This is a genomic window from Texcoconibacillus texcoconensis (assembly GCF_014202575.1).
GTDB classification, from domain to species: domain Bacteria; phylum Bacillota; class Bacilli; order Bacillales; family Salisediminibacteriaceae; genus Texcoconibacillus; species Texcoconibacillus texcoconensis.
Window position 1 is genome coordinate 108,803 of sequence record NZ_JACHHB010000005.1, and the last position, 20,512, is coordinate 129,314.

General features: G+C 38.9%; 22 protein-coding genes. 11 read left to right on the top strand and 11 right to left on the bottom strand.

Going from position 1 to position 20,512, the window contains the following annotated elements:
- Window positions 1-57: 57 nt before the first annotated feature.
- From HNQ41_RS06880 to HNQ41_RS06900, 5 genes are all read left to right on the top strand, one after another.
- On the top strand, window positions 58-486 hold the full coding sequence (locus HNQ41_RS06880) for an HIT family protein (RefSeq protein ID WP_184663687.1): 429 nt from the start codon (window positions 58-60) through the stop codon (window positions 484-486).
- A 95-nt stretch (window positions 487-581) separates the two neighbouring features.
- Entirely contained in the window at window positions 582-1,667 is a 1,086-nt protein-coding gene (serC, locus tag HNQ41_RS06885; RefSeq protein WP_184663688.1) for a 3-phosphoserine/phosphohydroxythreonine transaminase, read from the top strand.
- 59 nt (window positions 1,668-1,726) lie between these two features.
- The gene (locus tag HNQ41_RS06890; protein ID WP_184663689.1) at window positions 1,727-2,086 is read left to right on the top strand and encodes a YtxH domain-containing protein; all 360 of its coding nucleotides are present in this window, start codon (window positions 1,727-1,729) and stop codon (window positions 2,084-2,086) included.
- 235 nt (window positions 2,087-2,321) lie between these two features.
- On the top strand, window positions 2,322-2,867 hold the full coding sequence (locus tag HNQ41_RS06895) for an HTH-type transcriptional regulator Hpr (protein WP_184663801.1): 546 nt from the start codon (window positions 2,322-2,324) through the stop codon (window positions 2,865-2,867).
- Window positions 2,868-3,021: 154 nt separating this feature from the next.
- A complete protein-coding gene (locus HNQ41_RS06900) occupies window positions 3,022-3,564 on the top strand; it encodes a DUF3267 domain-containing protein (protein WP_184663690.1) in 543 nt (180 codons plus the stop codon).
- Between the two features lie 115 nt (window positions 3,565-3,679).
- Here the strand turns inward: HNQ41_RS06900 and HNQ41_RS06905 are convergent, their stop codons facing one another.
- On the bottom strand, window positions 3,680-4,264 hold the full coding sequence (locus HNQ41_RS06905) for a YpmS family protein (RefSeq protein ID WP_184663691.1): 585 nt from the start codon (window positions 4,262-4,264) through the stop codon (window positions 3,680-3,682).
- 124 nt (window positions 4,265-4,388) lie between these two features.
- Between HNQ41_RS06905 and HNQ41_RS16625 the strand changes: the two genes are divergently transcribed.
- The gene (locus tag HNQ41_RS16625; RefSeq protein ID WP_246421530.1) at window positions 4,389-4,568 is read left to right on the top strand and encodes a hypothetical protein; all 180 of its coding nucleotides are present in this window, start codon (window positions 4,389-4,391) and stop codon (window positions 4,566-4,568) included.
- 52 nt (window positions 4,569-4,620) lie between these two features.
- Here the strand turns inward: HNQ41_RS16625 and HNQ41_RS16925 are convergent, their stop codons facing one another.
- Window positions 4,621-4,701, bottom strand: a complete 81-nt coding sequence (locus tag HNQ41_RS16925; RefSeq protein WP_184663802.1) for a YjcZ family sporulation protein — start codon at window positions 4,699-4,701, stop codon at window positions 4,621-4,623.
- A gap of 371 nt (window positions 4,702-5,072) precedes the next feature.
- Between HNQ41_RS16925 and HNQ41_RS06915 the strand changes: the two genes are divergently transcribed.
- From HNQ41_RS06915 to HNQ41_RS06925, 3 genes are all read left to right on the top strand, one after another.
- Window positions 5,073-5,984, top strand: a complete 912-nt coding sequence (locus HNQ41_RS06915; RefSeq protein WP_184663692.1) for a peptidylprolyl isomerase — start codon at window positions 5,073-5,075, stop codon at window positions 5,982-5,984.
- Window positions 5,985-6,178: 194 nt separating this feature from the next.
- Entirely contained in the window at window positions 6,179-7,033 is an 855-nt protein-coding gene (gene dat / locus HNQ41_RS06920) for a D-amino-acid transaminase (RefSeq protein WP_184663693.1), read from the top strand.
- Between the two features lie 11 nt (window positions 7,034-7,044).
- On the top strand, window positions 7,045-8,109 hold the full coding sequence (locus HNQ41_RS06925) for a P1 family peptidase (protein ID WP_184663694.1): 1,065 nt from the start codon (window positions 7,045-7,047) through the stop codon (window positions 8,107-8,109).
- 9 nt (window positions 8,110-8,118) lie between these two features.
- Here HNQ41_RS06925 and HNQ41_RS06930 read toward each other — a convergent pair whose 3' ends face one another.
- Complete coding sequence (locus HNQ41_RS06930) at window positions 8,119-8,385, bottom strand: hypothetical protein (protein ID WP_184663695.1); 267 nt, start codon at window positions 8,383-8,385, stop codon at window positions 8,119-8,121.
- 193 nt (window positions 8,386-8,578) lie between these two features.
- Here HNQ41_RS06930 and HNQ41_RS06935 point away from each other — a divergent pair, with 193 nt between their 5' ends.
- Window positions 8,579-9,808, top strand: coding sequence for a hydrolase (locus tag HNQ41_RS06935; protein WP_184663696.1), 1,230 nt, complete (start codon window positions 8,579-8,581; stop codon window positions 9,806-9,808).
- A gap of 188 nt (window positions 9,809-9,996) precedes the next feature.
- Here the strand turns inward: HNQ41_RS06935 and HNQ41_RS06940 are convergent, their stop codons facing one another.
- The 7 genes from HNQ41_RS06940 to HNQ41_RS06970 all read right to left on the bottom strand — a co-directional run bounded on the left by HNQ41_RS06940 (window position 9,997) and on the right by HNQ41_RS06970 (window position 19,429).
- Window positions 9,997-11,337: a sensor histidine kinase gene (locus tag HNQ41_RS06940; protein WP_184663697.1), complete on the bottom strand. Its 1,341-nt coding sequence runs from the start codon at window positions 11,335-11,337 to the stop codon at window positions 9,997-9,999.
- Complete coding sequence (locus HNQ41_RS06945) at window positions 11,334-12,005, bottom strand: response regulator (protein WP_184663698.1); 672 nt, start codon at window positions 12,003-12,005, stop codon at window positions 11,334-11,336. Before HNQ41_RS06945 ends, HNQ41_RS06940 begins: the two co-directional genes overlap by 4 nt.
- 214 nt (window positions 12,006-12,219) lie before the next feature.
- Window positions 12,220-12,789 carry a GbsR/MarR family transcriptional regulator gene (locus HNQ41_RS06950; RefSeq protein ID WP_246421531.1) on the bottom strand — a complete coding sequence of 190 codons (570 nt, stop codon included), beginning with the start codon at window positions 12,787-12,789 and terminating at the stop codon, window positions 12,220-12,222.
- Window positions 12,790-12,874: 85 nt separating this feature from the next.
- Window positions 12,875-15,883, bottom strand: coding sequence for an AAA family ATPase (locus HNQ41_RS06955; protein WP_184663700.1), 3,009 nt, complete (start codon window positions 15,881-15,883; stop codon window positions 12,875-12,877).
- Window positions 15,880-17,130 (bottom strand): metallophosphoesterase family protein, encoded by a 1,251-nt coding sequence (locus tag HNQ41_RS06960; protein WP_184663701.1) that lies wholly within the window; start codon window positions 17,128-17,130, stop codon window positions 15,880-15,882. Before HNQ41_RS06960 ends, HNQ41_RS06955 begins: the two co-directional genes overlap by 4 nt.
- 153 nt (window positions 17,131-17,283) lie before the next feature.
- Window positions 17,284-18,537, bottom strand: a complete 1,254-nt coding sequence (locus HNQ41_RS06965; RefSeq protein ID WP_184663702.1) for an ABC transporter permease — start codon at window positions 18,535-18,537, stop codon at window positions 17,284-17,286.
- Window positions 18,530-19,429 (bottom strand): ATP-binding cassette domain-containing protein, encoded by a 900-nt coding sequence (locus HNQ41_RS06970; protein WP_184663703.1) that lies wholly within the window; start codon window positions 19,427-19,429, stop codon window positions 18,530-18,532. The genes HNQ41_RS06965 and HNQ41_RS06970 overlap by 8 nt, the downstream gene beginning before the upstream one ends.
- Before the next feature lie 380 nt (window positions 19,430-19,809).
- Here HNQ41_RS06970 and HNQ41_RS06975 point away from each other — a divergent pair, with 380 nt between their 5' ends.
- Complete coding sequence (locus HNQ41_RS06975; protein ID WP_184663704.1) at window positions 19,810-19,995, top strand: YhzD family protein; 186 nt, start codon at window positions 19,810-19,812, stop codon at window positions 19,993-19,995.
- Between the two features lie 61 nt (window positions 19,996-20,056).
- Here the strand turns inward: HNQ41_RS06975 and HNQ41_RS06980 are convergent, their stop codons facing one another.
- Window positions 20,057-20,485, bottom strand: a complete 429-nt coding sequence (locus HNQ41_RS06980) for a PaaI family thioesterase (RefSeq protein ID WP_184663705.1) — start codon at window positions 20,483-20,485, stop codon at window positions 20,057-20,059.
- Window positions 20,486-20,512 lie beyond the last annotated feature (27 nt).

The following is a 20,512-nucleotide window of genomic DNA, read 5'->3' on the forward strand; positions in this document are numbered from 1 at the left end:
CATTTCTAAAATTGTTATGGTAAAATAACCCTTAAATATATGTGAAAGGGTGGTAAGATGAGTCAAACAGACTGTGTATTTTGTAAAATCATTAAGGGGGACATCCCTTCTGCGAAAGTCTACGAAAACGAACACGTCTATGCATTTCTCGATATTAGCCAAGTAACAAAAGGGCATACACTCGTCATACCAAAAAACCATCACGAAGACATTTATTCATTACCAAAAGAGGAAGCAAAAGAAGTTTTTTCGGTTGTTCCAGAAATCACAAATGCCATTCAGTCTACATATCAACCGATTGGTCTGAACATTTTGAATAATAATGGAGAAAAGGCAGGACAATCTGTGTTCCATTACCACCTCCATTTACTCCCACGCTATGGTGAAGGTGATGGCTTTGGAGCTGTATGGAAAGAGCACGGACGTGAATATTCTCCAGAAGATTTACAAAATATGGCTTCTGCAATTTCTAACCACCTTTCTTAATGAGAAAGGGCGCCTCGCTAAGAAGGCGTTTTCCCCTTTCTCTTCTACTATGTTTTTCATTTCAAGGCAAAATATAATCAAGGAGGCGTTTGACGATGGCAAGATTCAATTTTAACCCTGGACCGGCCGCGCTTCCAAAGTCGGTCCTTGAAACTGCTCAAAAAGAATTTACCAACTATGATTCTACACATATGTCCGTACTGGAACTCTCTCACCGTTCAAAATCATACGAAGACATTCACTTTGAAGCGGTGAAACGTTTACGTTCTCTCTTAGACATTCCTGAGCAATATGAAGTGTTATTTTTACAAGGTGGCGCTAGTCAACAATTTGCTATGGTTCCAATGAATTTTTTAAATTCAGAACAATCTGCATCTTATATTGTTTCTGGTTCGTGGTCAGAAAAAGCATTAAAGGAAGCGAAAAGCATTGGACAAGCTGAAATATATGCCAGTACGAAAGATACAAATTATACTAAAATTCCAGATGTTCATTCCATTCAGAATATCAATGAAAAAACAGCCTATGTTCATTTAACAAGTAACAACACGATTTACGGAACACAGTGGAGAGATTTCCCTGAAACAGATACAACTCCTTTAATCGCGGATATGTCGAGTGATATTCTTAGTCGCCGTTTTGACGTTCGTTCCTTTTCATTATTTTATGCAGGGGCACAAAAAAACCTCGGCCCTTCAGGTGTAACGGTCGTCGTTGCAGATCGACAATTCCTTGAAAAGAGCCGTAAAGACATTCCAACGATTTTTTCATATCAAACCCATGTTGAAAAACACTCTCTTTATCACACACCACCAACATTTTCTATTTATATGTTGAATCTCGTGTTGAAGTGGGTTGAAGAACAGGGTGGGATTGATGCGATTGAATCGTTAAACAAACAAAAAGCAGAAAAGTTATATGATGCGATTGACCATAGTAACAACTTTTATAAAGGACATGCTGAAGTCGCTAGTCGTTCAGCTATGAACGTAACCTTTACACTTGAGAATAAGGAATTAGAAGAATTGTTTTTACAAGAAGCAGAAGAAGCAGGTTTTTCTGGCTTAAAAGGACACAGGTCAGTAGGTGGGCTGCGAGCATCATTATATAATGCCGTTCCCCTAGAAGCAGTAAATGCCCTTTGTTCATTCATGGACGATTTCCGCCATCGCCATCAATAATGTTAACCAAAATAATTTTACAATAACAACACTTTACCCTTTCATCAGGAGGAATTTCCATGAGCCATCGTTCGTTTAAATATGGACTCTTATTCGGTAGCCTCATTTCCGGGGGGGTCGCCTTATTAACCGCTCCTAATAGTGGAAAAGAAACGCAAAGGGATATTTTACACAAAACGAGAGACACAAAACAAAAATTAATCGAAAAGAAGCAGGAATTAAAAGCCATCCAACGCCAACTAAATGAACTTTTATCGACATCTAAAAAAACAATTCCACCTACAGTTTATGAACTTAAACAAGACATACAGTCATGGAGGTCTGAGGTTCAAGATCACATTCAACAATTGCAATCTTACCGCCATTCTATCGAGGAAAAAATAAAAGAACTAGAAAAAGTATTAAAATACAAGTCATAACAATTCCCAATACGAGCCTCCCTCTCAACAATAGGACTGAAACATCCAATAACAAATCAGTTGTTTAAATGTTCAGAAAATAAACCCCCTACTGTTGAGGCGATTACCATTCTATGTTAAGATATCCATATCATTTTGTTGGAAAAGTAATGAATTTTCGGAATTTAACACTCTAAAATATTGAGGGGGGCGAGTACCATTGTATGACTCTAAAAATCCATCGATTTTAGAATCGATGATTTTTAACCAAAGGATGACGCAGCTGAGTAAAGCACTTTGGAAATCGATTGAAAAGGACTGGCAGCAATGGATCAAACCGTTCAATTTAAATATTAACGAGCATCATATTTTGTGGATCGCACATCACCTTGAAGGAGCATCGATCTCTGATATCGCTAAGTTTGGCGTGATGCATGTATCAACTGCGTTTAATTTCTCAAAGAAACTCGAAGATCGAGGCCTCCTGCGATTTTCTAAAAACGTAAAAGACAAACGAAATACGTACGTCATGCTTACGAAAGATGGAAACGATTTGCTTTTTGAAACGCTAAAAGCTTATGATCCAAACAATTATCAAGTTTATAAAGGAAGTCTACCAATAAAAGAATTATACGGTAAGTTTCCTGAATTTTCGGAACTGACAACCATTGTTAAACATATTTATGGAGAGGACTTTATGGTTTTATTCGAAAAATCATTAGATCTTATCGATGAGGATATCCTTGAAGACGAAAACAGTGTGTTGTCTTCAGAAAACGGAAACAAATCTGAACCCGTATAAGGTGGATTTTACTGCTTTATAACTTTTGTTCAGAACAGTACTAAAGCCTATTTAGGTTCCAAAAAAATCAACGCTAAAATTTTTTGAAACCCTCTTGATTTTTCCTTTGAAAAAGCGTAAATTACCTTAGGAATTAAAAAGAGGGGGTGAGCAGATGAACTGCTATCAAACTGTTGACATTTTGAATCGTACTGGGAAACAAAGGTTACTATTTTTATCGTTTCTTATTGCCTGTCTATTTTTTATTTTCTATTTCATGATTTTTCGCACCTTTTTCTCACAAGAGGTACTTGTTGACTATGGGTTTTTCTCCATGGTTATTAGTTTGGTTTTAATCATTCCCATACATCAGTTATTTCATTGCATTCCGGTTTGGGTTATGGGAAAAAAAGCGAAAATAGGGTTTATACTTCAACGATACCCACGTATGTATTGCATGATTAAAGAGGTAACACCTAAATCTTTGACAGTAGTTTCCATCTGCTCACCGGCGTTTTTTATGACAGGAATGGCAATTATTGCCTCTTTACAGTATCCACAGTTTCTCCATTATTTCGCTTTAATGGCCTCGTTCAATATCGGGATTTGTGTATATGACTTTATGTATTTACAGCCGATCCTGAAGGCACCGAGAAAATGTTGGATAGAAGATAAGGGTGGATCATTCCATATCTTATCAGTCAATCAAGTTGGATAAAAACACATTGAAACGCCCTACATGCTAATATGGGTATAAAAAATAACTAAAAATGTCCGCTTCTCTCTTTCAACACCTGACAAGAGGTTAGCGGACATTTTAATTACAAACGATATCATGATATATAGAAGATAAACTCAATTTTATCATTCTGTAAATCAAATGATTTTGTTTCAATTCTCATTCCTTCCAAGTCAATGGCCGTCACTTGAACATAAATCGCTTCATCTTCCGGGAGAACAGATACCCAATGAGGTAAGTCGATATATTGATCAATCAAAGACAAAGCTTGTCTGACGGGGAGCTGGAAAGATTGTAACTGAAAATGAGGATCTGTTAATTTTAAGTCTCCATTTTCTAGCACTTCTGGAAACAGTGAAAGGCTAACATCTGTTGTGCGTCCAAATATTGGAATTTTTACTTCAGTTCTTACATCGTCTGCTAATTCTACATGATAATTAACCCTATCACTATCACTCGTTTGCCTTGCTAATAATTGATTCAATTGAACCTTCGTAGTCGAGACATGGAATTGTGCTTCATCTGGTTGTTCTTGGACCTCGATTCTCCAGTCATCTTCGTCTGCTGGCGAGGATAACAAAGTAAACCAGCTGACCACAATACCTACGAAAGCAATGAGTAAGACTGATACTAAACTAAAAAAGGCGATTTTCCATTTTCTTTCCTTGAAATTTTCCATCTGTGATAAGCCTCCACCAAGGTTAGTCACTAATATGTCTTATAAATTTTACCCAAAAATCTATCTTTTTAAAAGAACTTTTGGTAAAGTAAAGGAGAGTCACCTTTACTATGGGGGTTGCTAGATGTTCATTCCATACTTTTTATTCGCATTCTTTTATATGTTCACCATCAACTCGATGACGAACAGCCTATGTATCCAAAGAGAAATACCAGAAGAAAAACAGCCAAAAGTATTTCGTACAATTAACGTATTAATCACTATTTTATTGACTTCTGCTTATTTCCGGATTTTCATTGCATAATGTAAATCGAAATATAAAAGAGGGGAATCCCCCCTCTTTTTTATATCTTTGTTTAAACCCATGCTGCCCCGATAATGACCAACAGGACAAAGAGAACAACAACCAAAGCAAACCCTGTTGTGTGTTTATGCATACAGACACCTCCTTTATTAAATAATCCATCGTCGACTTGGCACTCTTTAAAATGAAGACCTTTTAATGACTTTACATTTTAACGTACTTCTGAAAGAAGTCTCCCTCTTCAAGCAACCCGTATGGGTGGTAAGTGGTGGGAGTGATTCACAGAACAGCCTTCCCTCCCTTGTAACCTTTTCTGTAATATCATAGTCAGTATGATAAAATGACGTATACATACTCATCCAAACAATTAAAAATTCCACGGCCAGGCCTATTACTCCCCTCTTCTCACTTCATTCAATGACATATTTTTATCTCATTGGAAAATATGCTATAGTTGATAAGTACAAATTTACATAAGAAAAACAATTAGAGGAGTGGAGCAGTTTGAAAAAATCGTTACTTTTAATGACTTCTACCGTTGTCCTTTTATTAAGCGCTTGTAACGACAATGGACAAGATACCGCTGAAGGGAATGAAGAGAATGTAACGAACAACGATCACATTCTCGTTGACACAAATGCAGGATCAATTACAGAAGGAGAGCTCGTCCATTCTCTCGTTGATCAGTATGGCGATGCTATCCTCGAGCAACTCGTCGTAGAAAAAATATTTGAAAGTAAAGCTGAATCAATGGATATAAGTGAAGATGAAATTGACGAAGAGTTAGAAGAACTAAAAGCAATGATGGGCGTCTCCTCTGACGATGAGCTCTATCAAATGCTTGAAATGCAAGGTATGGGTGGAGAAGAACAAATTCGCAGCCAAATTAAAACACAAATCGTTTTACAACATTTAGCTGGCATCGATGACGATGAAGTGACAGATGAAGATGTTGAACGAGAATATGAAGCTGGTGAAGAAGTTCAAGCGCGTCATATTTTAGTTAATGATGAAGAAGAGGCAAATGATCTTTATGAAAGATTACAAGATGGCGAAGACTTTGCAGAGCTTGCTCAAGAATACTCTCAAGATGGTTCTGCTGAAGAAGGCGGCGACCTCGGTTCTTTCCGCCGTGGAGAGATGGTCCCATCATTTGAAGAGACTGCTTTCCATTTAGATGAAGGTGAAATTAGCGAGCCAGTTGAATCACAGTTCGGTTATCACATTATTGAAGTGACCGACCGTATCCCATTTGAAAGTTCTTTAGAAGAAGAACAACAACAATTGATTGCAGCCATTAATGAACGGAAAAACAAATCAATGGAAGAGAGAATGATCGAAGCACAAAGGGAACTGATCGAAAATGCTGACATCGATGTACAAGATGAACGTTTCGAACATCTCTTTGACATGTAAATGTTTCTTCACGATGAGGTCAATACGACCTCATCGTTTTTTATTTATCTCTTTTCGTCTGCCGTCTAGGTTGTTGTTATTAGAAATAGCTTTTTTAATGATAATATGAATTAACTTAATGCCTATAGCGAAAAACGTAGCAGTTGTGAGAAGATAAGAGTAGTTCAAATACGTGTAGAAGAGGAGGAATTCAAATGACAATTGGTTATTTCAATGGTGAATTTATCTCTACTGATGATTCTGTCATCCCTATCGATGAACGCGGACATCAATTTGGCGATGGGGTTTATGAAGTTATTCGTACTTATAATGGCATACCTTTCAAACTTGAAGAGCACCTAGACAGACTCGAGATGAGCATGAAAGCAATCCAACTACCTCAATCCGCTAACACTGAACGAGAACACCTTCGTTTTATTATCTACCAAGGGATTGAAAAATCACAATTACAGAACGCGGACGTGTACATACAAATCACTCGTGGTATCGCGACGAGACAGCACTTATTTCCTAACGTGCCCGCTTCTGTTTCAATGACCGTCCGCTCTAGTAAATTTTCAGCAAACAATATTCACGATCGCGTAATGACGGCCATGCTCCACGAGGACGAAAGATGGAAAAACTGTTATATCAAATCATTAAATTTACTGCCTAACATTTTAGCCAAACAAACAGCTACCGATGCAGGATTCGGTGAAGCTATTCTCATACGTGATCATTATATCAGTGAAGGTACGAGTTCGAATGTGTTCATCGTGAAAGAAGAAACATTATATACACCACCTCTTTCACACCACATCCTTGCAGGTGTAACTCGAAAAACAATCCTTGATCTCGCAAGTTCACTCTCGATTCCTTGTGAAGAAACCGAGATCACGCCAGAAGATGTAAAAAATGCTGATGAAGTGTTCATCACAAGCACCACTTTGGAAGTAACGCCAATTATAAAAGTTGATGATCAAATGATTAGTCACGGTCAGCCTGGAAAAATAACAACCAAAATCTTTAACTCTTTTTTAAATGAGGCGAAGTGCACCTCTACCTTCTAAAACGAAAGCAGATGCGAAAAGGAGGAACATCGTTGTCGCACAAAACAGACCCTGTCTCTATCGGGCGAATGAATAAAGGGGAAAACAATTGTATTACAGATGTACCCGGTGTACACGTTGGGCACGTCACGCTCGATGAACCGTTAGATAATGAAAACGGTGATTATGCATGTACTGGTGTGACTGCGATTCTCCCCCACAACGAAAACATTTTTCGGGAGAAAGTGACAGCAGCAAGCTATATTATTAATGGCTTCGGTAAAACGACGGGACTCATTCAAATTGATGAATTAGGGTTACTTGAATCACCAATCATGTTAACAAACACTTTCAGTATCCCTGCCGTTACCCAAGGTACACTCGAATACCTTTTAAAACAAAATCCAGAAATCGGTGACACTACAGGAACTGTTAACACTGTTGTAGGCGAATGTAATGACGGATATTTAAATAGCATACGGACGTTTTCAATCCAACCCAAACATGCAATTGAAGCCATTGAAAATGCAAAAACTACACCTAGTGAGGAAGGTGCAGTTGGTGCAGGAAAAGGAATGGTTTGTTTTGGTTATAAAGGTGGCATCGGATCCTCATCCAGAATTGTAAACGTCCAAGGCGAATCCATTTCGTATACGATCGGTTGCCTTGTTCTTTCAAACTTCGGTTCAAAACAAGATGCGCGCATTATCGACCCATCTGCAAGTAAAACAAACGATGAAGAGGCACCTACTTCAGATGGATCCATCATGATTATCTGCGCTACAAACGCACCGATGAGTGACAGGCAATTACGTCGTCTCTCCAAACGTTGTAGCATCGGACTCGGAAGAACTGGTGGAAACTTCCATAATGGCAGTGGCGATATCGTCATTTCATTTTCAACAGCTCACCGACATGACCATTTTGCTAAAAGTCATACGGAAGTGAAGACACAAGTTCGCGACGACCATCCTGTAATGAACGAATGCTTTACGGCAGCTGCTGAGGCTTGTGAAGAAGCCATCGTCCGCTCTTTACAATTTGCTACTGCGACAAGCGGAAAACGCCAGCGAACGGTTTTACCCTTTTACAAGTGAATCAATCTTTTACTGACCCATCTTTTTATCACGATAGCGTAAAAGCCACTTTGCTAATGCCTGTTCTGATTCCTTGGTTGCCTCCGTCTCTACTCGGGTTGAACGATCGCTGAAATAACGGTAAGCTGAGTAGATGATTGCTAAAATGATCGCTCCCTGCCACACAGGTGAATGTGCGAATATATCGTATAGGGGCGTCGTCAAAAATACGATTCTCATCATAAAGGCAAACAACATTAAGCCAAGAACTGTAAAAATAACATAAATAGGTTTCACTTTGACCCTCTCCTTTGGACAAGCTTTTCCATACAACCTATGAAAAGCTCGTCCCATTTATGCAAAAATCCATTCACATTACGAAATCATGTGGATGGCAGTGGTGATCATAGAGGCATCACATCGAGAATTTACAAACTGAACTGATTGGACTTGGAACCATCAGTTCACTTATTAATGGAGTTGATTACAAATGTCTGAACAAAAATCATATTTTTATGATTTCATTCCTATTTCATTCGAAGTTTCCGAAAGTGAACAAGAACATATTATCGAAAAGTTTCCCCCTCCTACTCTTCCAACGAGTGAGGAGTACTTTGACATACAAAATGAAGAACAAGGAAATACTGTCCGTATTCGTGTGCTTCTCAATGAATATCAAGTACAAATGACGAAGACAAATAAACAATTTTTAAAAATGAAGTTTAGCAATAATGCCGGCATCATCAATGCAAAAATGTGGGACAACCAAGGCGCCGTCGAGAGAAACACACCTCTATTAGAGGAGTTCTCTGTTTTTGATATTGAGGCAAAAATTGATGAGTTCCGCGGACATAAATCTTTAACGATTGAACAATTACACCCATGCGCTGAAGAAGTAAACCCTTTTTCTTTGTTAGCTTATACACATCAAAATATCGAAGACTTGACTGTTGAACTGATCTCCTATCTTCAGGAATTATCATCACCCTTTAAAGATATCGCATTAGCTGCCATGAACCGTTTTTGGGATCAATTTAGAATGAGACCAGCAGCAAAAGGGTTTCACCATAATTATTTAGGTGGTTTACTTAAGCACACAGTCGGTTTAATGAGGTTTACAAGATACATTTTGAAACAAGAGGAGAATCACTTCCAAGCCACCCTAAAGCTCATAAATGTGGTTGAAAAAGCGCACAAAAATGAACTTTGGTCACAATTTCAATCCGGTGACAGTAACCAACATTTAGTCTGGAAAGGTACGATCGATCACCTCTATCAGATGCTTTACGGCATGATGGAGCATAAAGAAAACAGTCCAAATTATGACTTAATCATGACGAGCATCTTATTTCATGACATCGGAAAATTATTAGAGTACGACCATGCAGGTAAAACATTTGAAGAGTTCAAATTCCTATTTCCAACCGCCGATCAATCTAGCACACAGAATAGAAAGCAAGCAGGAATTGCAATGGATGAACTCGGATTAATGGTTGGTCATATCCCATACGGCGTACTCATGCTCACAAAATTAATAGAAACGGAAGGCATTGAAATGTCTTTAGAAGAGATTCATCAAATGTCTCATTGTATCCTGTGTCACCACGGGCTCCCAGAATGGGGTGCTTGCATTAAACAACCACAAACCATTGAAGGCTATTTGATCCACATTGTCGACTTTTTAGATAGCCGATATGAAAATACTGAAGAAGTAAAGTAGGTTGAAAGGTGGAGCTCCTCGGACACAAGCTTAAACAAAAACTACCTCGTAGACCCTACCACGTTCTTCGCATAAAAACATGCTAGGCTCAATGCCTAGCATGTTTTTATTTTACCGTACTTCCGAAAGAAGGAAGCAGGAAGTCCCACTTCAAGCAACCCATAAGGATGGTAAGTGGTGGGAGTGATTCACCGAGGTAAATATATAATAAAACGTACCCCGTCTTCTTCATTTATAACTTCTTGCTTTCCGTCGTGAAGGTCACAAATACGCTCAACGATCGCCAACCCTAAACCATACTGCCCTTTGTTTCCTTTACGAAACGGCGAGAATAAATGTTCCAACTCCTCTTCAGGAATATTTTCACCATTATTTTTCACGCTCACCGCCACTTGATTATCCATCGGTTCTGCACAAATCGTAATATAATCCTCCGCATAACGAAGTGCATTTTCCACTAGGTTTTCTAACAGAACTTGAAGTTGTTCTTTGTCAGCGGTCATTTTTGTATCATCACCAATAACATCGATCGATACATCGTCTCGTTGTACGTAAAAGCGTTCTTTAATTCGATGGGCTGCTGCCCCAAAATAAAAAGTCTCTTTTTCAAGACGATCATTTTTCAAAGCGTCTAATTTTGTGTAATAAAGCATATTTTTCACGCGCTTTTCCATCCGTTTCGATTCTTCTAATATAACATCCATAGAACCTTCTAGATTCTCGCGTGGCAAAATTCCATCTTTGACGGATTGAGCGTAATTTTGCACAACCATGATCGGTGTTTTTAATTCATGCGATGCGTGTTGAATAAACGTTTTTTGCGCTCGGTCATATTTCATTAAATTTTGCCGCATCTGCTCAAATTGCGTAGACAATTTTTCAAATTCATCGTCACCTTCCCAGCGGAAAGGATCACGCCAGTTCCTTTCAGCAATCTGCTCAAAATGATTCCCCAAACTCGTTAACGGTTGTTTCAAATAATGTTTGAGCCAAAAAGCTGGAATTAAGCTAACGACCCCTGCAATCAACATGATATATGCAAGGCGTGTCCATAAGTGATTCACCATATGATCACGGTACGTATCCCACATATATGAGATATGGTAAGCTTCGCCACCAGTCGTATACATTTTCACAACGACGTAAAAAAGAGTCGCATCATTATAATTTAGTTCGTATCTTCCTCTTCGCGTCATTTGGTTTTGTGCTCGATCCGCCATTTCACGTAAAACCTCGTTCGGAACAGGGTCACCTTCTAAGTTTCCAAATTGATTCATGAGAAAAATATGCCCCACTGAGCGCTGAGCTTCTCTACGTTCAATAAAATCATATTCTGATTCAGGTGGGACAATGTGTTCACCATATGGATCACCATAACGCGCTTGTTCTTGCTCAATAATTCGATACGTTTCCTCTGTTAAAGAACTATTTAATGAAATCGGATATATTAAAACAATTAAAATACCAAGCATTAAAATGAGCGCAATAAATGAAAACCATATCCGTTGTGTTAAATTCAGTTTAATCATGTTAATAAAACACGGTATCCAAAACCGTATAACGTCTCAACCTGGATACGAGGAAGTTTTTTGCGCACGCGACGAACAACATCATCAACAGCTCGCTCGGAGCCGAAATAATCACTGCCCCATACGTATTCGATAATTTCCTCTCTTGAAAGTGCCTTTCCAATATTAGATGTTAGTAAAATGATCAAATCCATCTCTTTCGTTGTTAACTCAATCGGTTTTCCTTCATCTTGTACCGTCCTTGAAGTAGGGTCAATCGAATATCCATTCAATTCTACAACTTCTTTGGTTGAGAGATCATTCTTATATACACGTTCAAGAAGTTTTTTTGCTCGAATCATTAATTCTTCCGGCATGAACGGTTTCGCTAAGTAATCATCGCTTCCTAACTCTAAACCTAATACACGATCCAAATCCTTATCGCGTGCTGAGATAAAGATAACAGGTGTATCTTCATGCCCTTTAATGGCCTTAAGTAATTGATAGCCATCCATTCCTGGTAACATAATATCCAAAATCCAAAGGTGGGGCGGGTGTTCAATAGCTTGGTGAGCTTCGCGGCCATCCTTGAACACTTTCACCGAACAACCTTCTTTTTCCATATATGCTTTAATAACTTCTGCTAAGTTTTCTTCATCTTCAACTAGATAAATTGTAAATCCGTTCACCTTATATCACCCTTAACTAGGAGAGTTGTCTTAGTCAACCATGACCTAGTCTGTATTTTAGCGTATTTAGATATAAAAATGAACAATTCTCCCATATATCAGACAAGATTACACGATTTTCGAAAAAAGAGACCGACCGATAAGGTCCGTCTCTAAAGATAATAGGGATGTACAAATATTTACTTCATTCATGACATTACTTCATCAGTAATTATTACTCATTTTCTTTACGTTTAGGTACGACTTCAAATATTTTTCCACTTTCGACCGATGATACAAATCGTAACAGCCAATCGTAATATTCCTCAGCGTAATCCAGACGTTTTAAATCATTTTCGATCCTTTCACGAAGCGACGTATCATCTGTTTTTTCATACAGGCGTAACAGTTCATCCTTCGCTTCATTTGTCTCTTCAATATTCGTCTCTGCTGATTGCTTCCATTCACGAGAAAAAAGTGCTGTAAACGATTTATACCAATCATCCTCTGTACGGTATAAGTCTTTACGTACCCCACGTCGAAAAACAGGTTCAACCATCTTCATATCGAGTAATGTCCTAACACCATTACTCATACTCGTTTTGCTCATTCCTAAAGAATCCCGCATATCATCTAAAGTCATTGGGTCATCTGAGAAATACAGCGTGCCATAAAGTCGACCAATCGATGGCGTAATCTCATACAAATTCATATTTTTGGCTATGTTTTGAATGAATTGATCTTTCGTTTCTTCGTACTTTTCCCACTCATGTTGTTTATATTGATCGTTTTTTTCCTCAGACAACGGAATAACCTCCATCTCTTCTATCTGAACTGATTTTATCAAATCTTGATGACATATAAAAGAAACGAGGAAAGCTTTTTTTTAGTTATATAAAATCTGCTTGCAAATCATGCTGATTTTCCCAACTACCTTCTTCTAAAACGTAAGGATGACATGTAAAATAAAAAATTTGCCGGTCGGTAAATGACTGCAACATGTTCCACACGTTTTGACGGCGGTTAGGGTCAAAATTCACGAATGCATCATCGATAATAACCGGCCACGACTCGTCGTGATGAATACTTTGAATCAAGGCAAAACGAACTGCCAAATACAACATTTCATATGTTCCCCGACTTAATTCATGCGGGGAAAAACGAACACCGTCATAACGTTCAATGACAAAACGTTGCTCATCTATTGGAACAAAAACATTTGTATAACGACCGTTCGTCATTTTTTCAAAATATCCTTGTGCCTTTTGAATGACGAGAGGTTGACGTTCTCGTTCGTGAATGTGTTTCGCCTTTTCGAGCAAATGCTCTGCTGTTAAATAAACAGCCCATGCTTTACTTTCTTCTTGTAAATCCGTTTCGAGAAGTGACCTTTGACCATGTAGACTTTCCTCACCTTTCCCTTTTTCTAACGCCTCAATTTTTTGTTTACACTCCGTAATGGCTTCCATTTCTTCTCTTTCTTTATTTTCTATCTCCTTTTGACGCATTTGAAACTTCTGTTTAGATTTATCAAAATCAATTGAGCCTTGCCTTAGTGAATGACTAGCCGCTTCTAATTCCTGGGGATCAGTGTATACCCTTTCCATCTCATACTTTAGTGTGCGTAACTTTTCTTCCACCGAACGATGTTGTTCCCATTTTTTAGCCAATTGTCGAAACTGTTGTTCATCTTCAGCTTTTCCTTCAGCAAATAAAACATCTTGTTCTTGCTTCCATTTTTTCAATTTTTGCTTCGTGAGTCGAATATCTTCATCCAATCGATTGAGCCGTTCCTTTAGCTTTACTTCTGTTTGTTTTTTCTCTTCATATTGATGTAAAAATTGATACATTTTTTCTAGCGCCTTGCGAACAGACATATCTTGTGGTTCATTTAATTTTTCAAGCACATGCATGACTTCTCGTTCAAATTGAGCTAATTCATCGCCAATTGATTCGGATTGTTTTTTATTTCGTTCAATAGACTTCTTATTTTCTTGACACGTTTTGACCATTTGAATCACACGGTCATATACCGTCAGATCTTCATAGACTGGTAATTGTTTCTCTTTTACCCAATCGATGATTTGCTTATGAAACGTATCCATCTGCGTCTCAAAACGTTCAAAACGCAGGTTAATGGTTTCATATTCACGACAGCGGTCTTCATATAATTCTTCTTCTCTTTCTAGCATCCTAACACGTTGTTGTTCTGCGTCCCACTGTTTTTTTACATCTTCATATGATAAACGTTCGAACGATGCCAATCGCTCTTCTAACTCGCGCAAACGGACATGATCTTCCTGATTCACTTCAGGAATTTGCATTTTTTTATGTTGATGACTCCGACGTCTTTCGGAAAAACCTCCGAAGCTAACAAGACTATAAACGAGAAACAATAATGCTAATCCATTCTGCCCTTGAATAAAGAACCATACACTAAGGAAACTAGCCACGCCAGCTAGCGCCACCAACGCATAAGTAAATCCTTTATGTGACTTGGACTGCTTTTCGTTCAATTGGTTCTTCTGAGCGACCTGCTCACGCTTCCTTTCTAGTTCCTGTATCCTTTCGTCTTTATTCTCTCCAAAATCGACCATTGCCTCTAGCCACTGGCGCCTGTCTTCTGATAGACTTTCCTGTTGCAACGATTCGATTCTTCGTTCGTGAGTCAGTAACGTATCGTAACATTGTTGTCTTTCTTCGTGTAGACGTTCAAGGTTATACGCGGCTTGTTCATAATCTTTTTTCAAACTTTGATACTTCTGTTCATCCTCGGTATGTATATCGATCCGGTCGATCTGTTCCTCATCTACTTGATCTCCTAATGAACGAATCAGCGACTGATTTTTTTCTATTTCGTCTTCAAGCGTGTTTAGAAATGTGTTTACTTGCTCTTTTTTCGCTTCATAACTTCCTAGTTCTTCGCGTATTGTTTCAATTTTTGCCTTTAACGCCTCTTCTTCTTCTGTTACTTTTTGATTTGCAAGTTCGTTTTCGATACGCTCGTGCTCGTTTTTCTTTTCCGTTAAGTCAACATCTAGTAAAAGCAAACGCTCTTTTACAGACTCTAAACGTTCAAGGCCATTCTCAGGGAAGGTGTCCATATCTTCTGTCTCGTTTTTCAAACTTTTGTATTGATCATATTGTTCGATGAGCGGATCCAACTGTTCAAGTTTCGCCAAAGAACGTTCTTCTTCGAGTAACTGTCGCCGCTCTTCTTGTAATTGCTCATATCGCTCTTCGTGATTCATCCGCTTATAAACGAGCGTATCATAATCTTCGTATTGCTTTGTCAACTGCTTTTCTGATTGAGCGATGTCATCTAACGACTTTAATAATCGATTGATGGTTTGATTTTGTCCTCTTGGCTTAAAAAGCTCTTCTTTTTTTCGCGTCAAACCTTTCTCGATTTCCTTAAGTGATACACCACCAGTTGCGCTCGTATCATATACGTATCGATTTAATTCATCAGCTCCCATTTCTTCGACACCTTGAAGACCGTGGGCATCAAAAGCATAAACACCTAGGAATTGTCCCTGCTCCATTCCTGCTAACACTTGATGCAATAAAGCTTCGCCACCTGATGTACCATCCCACAAGTAAACGGTCACATCCCCTGCAGCTTTGGACTTTTTCACACGTTCAATCGTTACATCACCGTAACGAGAACTAGAAAAACGAATGTTTCCGCCATAAGTGTGTCCACCTTTAGGAACAAAGCGGTTTGCCTTTTGGTTACGCTTAGGAAATCCAAAGAGAATCGCCTGAATAAACGCCATGAGCGATGATTTCCCCGCTTCATTTTTCCCATATATGACATGAATGCCATCATGGTCAAAAGAGTATTTAACATCAACGAACGGCCCAAAACCGTATATATGGATGTCGCGAATGTTCATGAGCGCCCCTCCTCATACAGGGCCGATAAAATCAGTTGCTCGGCTTGCTGCAAAATCTCTCGCTTTTCCTCATTCGTAAACGTTGAAACATATTTTCGTCCTAAACGGTGTTGATATAAAGGTCGATACAATTCATCGACTTGGTCAAGGTTCGTAAGCCTTTCATCATTTAAGCGGACAATATCCGCTGCAAAGTCATCTCCTTCGCGTAGACTCTCGCGGTCGATGTGCAAACCAGTTTGCGTTTCTATTCGATCAATCCAAATAGACGGTTCATCCTCATCATAAGCTTCATTCAATGCTTCACGAAGGGATTGACGGCCATGCTCATCGACCAACTCACGATGGAGGTCTCCTCTACCGTGCGCGATCACCGTCACGATGTATGTCTTTTCTGCGTCAACAAACGGCTTCAACATTTGTTGGCATCGATCAATCCATGCCTCTACTGTTGTTAGGTCATCGATCGGTACATAGCAAGTTTCCCAGACGACAGGTGCCGTTTCTATAAAATGAAGTTCAGCATCGTCTCTTGATAATGCAACGGCATATGCCCCTTTCTCACCTTGTTCATTACGGTGCCCCCCTTGAATATTCCCTGGGTAGACGACGGGTGGTGATGTTGATAATTCTTGCCGTTTATGGATATGGCCAAGTGCCCAATAGTCCATATTCAAAGAATATAATGCCGACAAATCGAAGCTTGCATAAGGGTCGTGCCCTGTTTGGGTACGTTCTTGTCCATGCAATAGAGCAATGTGATAACCATTTAGATCCTCAACCTTTTTATAATAAACGAGTGGATCGTCGGTAAATGAACGGCTTTGATAACTAAAACCATACATATAGGCACGAACACCGTCTCCTCGTTCATAAACAAACACATCACTTTCAGGCGGAAAAACGTGTACGTTTTCAGGCATGTTTAATGATTGAATTTGTTCATGTAATGGGTCGTGATTGCCATGAATGATGTATGCTGGTATCTTAGCTTCGTGCAAGCGATTAAGCTCATTTCGTACGTGGAGCTGTCCTTGTATGCGACGTTTCTCGGCGTCGAAAAGGTCACCACTTATCACGACGAAATCAACTTCTCGCTTAATGGCTTCGTCAACGATACGTGTAAATGATATCGCACTTCCTTTTTTAACAAGGTTATATAAGGAATCTGGAAGGGAAGACTGTAATCCTTTAAATGGTCGGTCAATATGTAAGTCTGCACAATGTATAAATGTCAATGAGTTCAAATTAACACCTCCAAATACAATTCTCTTCCACTTAGTATAACACGATAACTGAACGTACGTTCGTACTGAAACATAAAAAGAGCTGACTTTACCGATTCTGCTCATTCATCATAGATAAAATAAACAGAATTGACCGTCAGCGAGGAAAAATTGTTATTTTTCTTTATGTGATAACTTTAAGGCTCGACGTATGTCTTGGAAAGATGATGACTTACCGTATATCAGTACACCTCCGCGATATACACGTGCCCCTATCCATGCAAATAAGGCAATTGTCGCAATAAGAATGATGATACTTAACGCGATTTCCCAGAACGGTAAGTTTAGCATCCCTACGCGTAAGAACATAACCATTGGTGTAAAAAACGGAATATAAGACGCGATCGTGACAAATGGAGCGTCGGGTGTATTTAATCCAAAAATAGATATAAAAAATGCAACGATAACAACGAGCGTAAGAGGTACCGTTAATTGATTGACATCCTCAATCCGACTTACTATCGACCCTAGCGTAGCAGCGATCGTTGCAAATAGCAGATAACCTAGAATAAAAAAGATCATGGCATAAACGATTAAATCGATCTGCATTGTAGATAGGTCAAGTGGAGCCAAACTTGCATTGGTTTCATTTAACGGAGTTCGATTGAACATGGATGCTGCTGCGATAACGAAAATGATGACATATTGAGTTATACCGACGAGGGCAACGCCTGTAATTTTCGCAAACATCTGTTTCACTGGAGAAACGCTTGAGATAAGAATCTCCATCACTCGCGATGACTTTTCTGTCGCTACTTCTGTCGCGATCATATTACCGTAACCAATAACAGAGAAATAGATAAGCATGACAAGAATGTTGACAAGAATTCGCGCTTGCTTCAGTTCCTCCTCAGATCTTGCTTGATCACTTAGCGCCTCTGTCTCAAAGGTAACCGGTTCATAAATTTGCTCTAATTGTTCTTGCTCTAAACCGAGTTGTTCTGTAGCAATGCTTTCTTTTAATTGCTGTAGCTCTTGGTTAAGGTAGTTCGATGTTTCTTGCTCTGCCACACTTTCAGAATAATAAGCGCCCTCTAAAAAACCTTGCTCATCTTCATTTATGACAAAAACAGCTTCTAATTGATCTGATTTCACGTCTTTTTTGGCAGTGGATTTCTCATTATACTCCACGAATTCAATATCATCTTGTTGAGAGGTGAAATCCTCTAAATGCTCTTCATATTTAGATATTTCCGTAACAACTGCTACCTCTATGACTTGATTACCACCGTCAAATAAGGAAGCGACTCGGTCCATATGTACAAGTCCTAAAACAAATCCAGCTATAACTAACGTTGAAAATACAAACGATTTCGTTTTCACCTTTGATATGAATGTATGAAACATCACAATAAAAAATTTACTCATCATCCGCGCCTACCTTTTCTAAAAAGATATCGTTTAATGATGGTTCTTCTAAAGTAAATTTACGGACGAAACCACTTTCCGCTAAAGCTTGAAATAGATGTTGAGCGGTTTGTTCATTTTCGATTTGAAACTGAGCGCCTTCGGCTGTATTCATAAAATGTACGACACCTTCGTAATCTCTGAAATCATGAAGCGAAAAATCAGCGTGAACCGTCACGTTTAACTTTCCGAAATCTCTCTTAACCTCTTTTAATGAACCATGTACGACTTGCTGACCTCGATGTAAAATTGAGATATGTTCACAAAGTTCTTCGACATGTTCCATACGATGAGAAGAAAATAAGATCGATGTTCCTGAATTTTTCAAATCCACAACAGCGTTTTTCAATAACGCTACATTCAATGGATCTAGACCACTGAATGGCTCATCTAAAATAAGCAGCTCTGGTCGATGCATAACCGCAGCAATAAATTGAATCTTTTGTTGATTCCCTTTCGATAAAGATTCTGGTTTTTTTGTATAAAATTCAGGCACATTGAATCGATCAAGCCAATAACGAACTTGACGCACGACTTCCTGACGTTTCATCCCACGTAGTCTACCTAAGTAAATAAGTTGGTCTTTAACTTTTAACTTCGGGTACAGTCCTCTTTCCTCGGGCAAGTAGCCAATTTTACTACTCACGACATTTTTAAACTGATTCCCTTCCCAAGTAATCTTCCCTTCACTCGGTTCAATAAGACCTAGAATCATTCGAAATGTCGTCGTTTTTCCAGCGCCATTTGCACCAACAATTCCAAAGATCTCACCTTTTGGCAGCTTGAGATTGATCCTTTGAACAGCTTGCACGTCTGCAAACTTCTTTGATACTTGATCTAAAATAAGCGTCACGTTCACCGACACCTTCCATAATTTTCATTTATTGAAACCTTAAATTCCCACTATTGAACCAATTTCATAATGAAGGGTTTTAACAAACATCACGAATGGTCACGAAGGTTAACGTTCGTGATAACTGATTGAAACGAAAGGCGACGACGCCCAAAGGATCAGCGCAGTCTGAATATCCAATTCAGCGACGGTTTGTGGAGCTGAATTTAGCTGAAGACAAGCCCTTGGGAAAGCGTCCACCTGCAGTGAAAATCACAATCAATGTTCGGATATGAGATTTACATTATCTATTATGAAATTCATTCTATTATGTAAAAGTTTCATATTTTTACATCAGTACATATATCTTTAAACAAGGGGTAACAGAGGAGGGATTGAAAATGGGCGAATATATCGTAACAGCTTTCGATTCAAAAGGAAAGACACTTCTAAACGAATCATTCGAGGCAATTTCTGACAATGACGCGAAATCGATTGGCTTAAGAAAACTGAAAGGAGAAAACCTTCACGGTTATCCCGCTCGGGTGACCCGATCATCTGCTGGTCTCGTGTACTTTCATTCTTAAAAAGAAAAGGCTGTGATACCATCGATCTTAAACAGAGTCGTGTTCACAGCCAGTTTGTTCGTTACTTTTTGATTTTATAAAATGTTCCTGTTAACTTTGCTAAGAGCGTTCCTTCTTCACTATGAATCGTCGCTTCAGTGAATTGGACCGTTCTTCCTTTTTTCAAAAAATACGCTTTTGCTCGTATATTTCCTTCTGACACCGCGTGAAAGAATTGCGTTTTCAGCTCTAAGGTGACACTAGGCCCTGCACCGTAATTCATACATAGATACCCCATCGCCGTATCACCAATATAAGCATACATTCCTCCGTGTATCGAACCACCTGAATTTAACATTGGTTCTGAAATGGGAATATCAATATAAAGCGCTTCTTCCTGTTCATCATAAGTGAACGTAAAATCTAATAGCGAATATAAAAATGCCCCTTCTCCTCGATTTTGCTTTTCAACAGCTTGTTTTGCCTTGTCCTCCCAATAACCTTGCTCCATGTTTCTCACCTCCGTTTTTGTATATCA

Bases quoted from the DNA above. Each gene is read 5' to 3' on its own strand.
- HNQ41_RS06975 (WP_184663704.1), top strand. From the start codon at position 19,810: ATGGGCGAATATATCGTAACAGCTTTCGATTCAAAAGGAAAGACACTT.
- HNQ41_RS06895 (WP_184663801.1), top strand. From the start codon at position 2,322: ATGATTTTTAACCAAAGGATGACGCAGCTGAGTAAAGCACTTTGGAAA.
- HNQ41_RS06905 (WP_184663691.1), bottom strand. From the start codon at position 4,264: ATGGAAAATTTCAAGGAAAGAAAATGGAAAATCGCCTTTTTTAGTTTA.
- HNQ41_RS06955 (WP_184663700.1), bottom strand. From the start codon at position 15,883: ATGAACATTCGCGACATCCATATATACGGTTTTGGGCCGTTCGTTGAT.
- HNQ41_RS06935 (WP_184663696.1), top strand. From the start codon at position 8,579: ATGTCTGAACAAAAATCATATTTTTATGATTTCATTCCTATTTCATTC.
- HNQ41_RS06925 (WP_184663694.1), top strand. From the start codon at position 7,045: ATGCGAAAAGGAGGAACATCGTTGTCGCACAAAACAGACCCTGTCTCT.
- serC (WP_184663688.1), top strand. From the start codon at position 582: ATGGCAAGATTCAATTTTAACCCTGGACCGGCCGCGCTTCCAAAGTCG.
- HNQ41_RS16925 (WP_184663802.1), bottom strand. From the start codon at position 4,701: ATGCATAAACACACAACAGGGTTTGCTTTGGTTGTTGTTCTCTTTGTC.
- HNQ41_RS06980 (WP_184663705.1), bottom strand. From the start codon at position 20,485: ATGGAGCAAGGTTATTGGGAGGACAAGGCAAAACAAGCTGTTGAAAAG.
- HNQ41_RS06940 (WP_184663697.1), bottom strand. From the start codon at position 11,337: ATGATTAAACTGAATTTAACACAACGGATATGGTTTTCATTTATTGCG.
- HNQ41_RS06890 (WP_184663689.1), top strand. From the start codon at position 1,727: ATGAGCCATCGTTCGTTTAAATATGGACTCTTATTCGGTAGCCTCATT.
- HNQ41_RS06900 (WP_184663690.1), top strand. From the start codon at position 3,022: ATGAACTGCTATCAAACTGTTGACATTTTGAATCGTACTGGGAAACAA.
- HNQ41_RS16625 (WP_246421530.1), top strand. From the start codon at position 4,389: ATGTTCATTCCATACTTTTTATTCGCATTCTTTTATATGTTCACCATC.
- HNQ41_RS06880 (WP_184663687.1), top strand. From the start codon at position 58: ATGAGTCAAACAGACTGTGTATTTTGTAAAATCATTAAGGGGGACATC.
- dat (WP_184663693.1), top strand. From the start codon at position 6,179: ATGACAATTGGTTATTTCAATGGTGAATTTATCTCTACTGATGATTCT.
- HNQ41_RS06965 (WP_184663702.1), bottom strand. From the start codon at position 18,537: ATGAGTAAATTTTTTATTGTGATGTTTCATACATTCATATCAAAGGTG.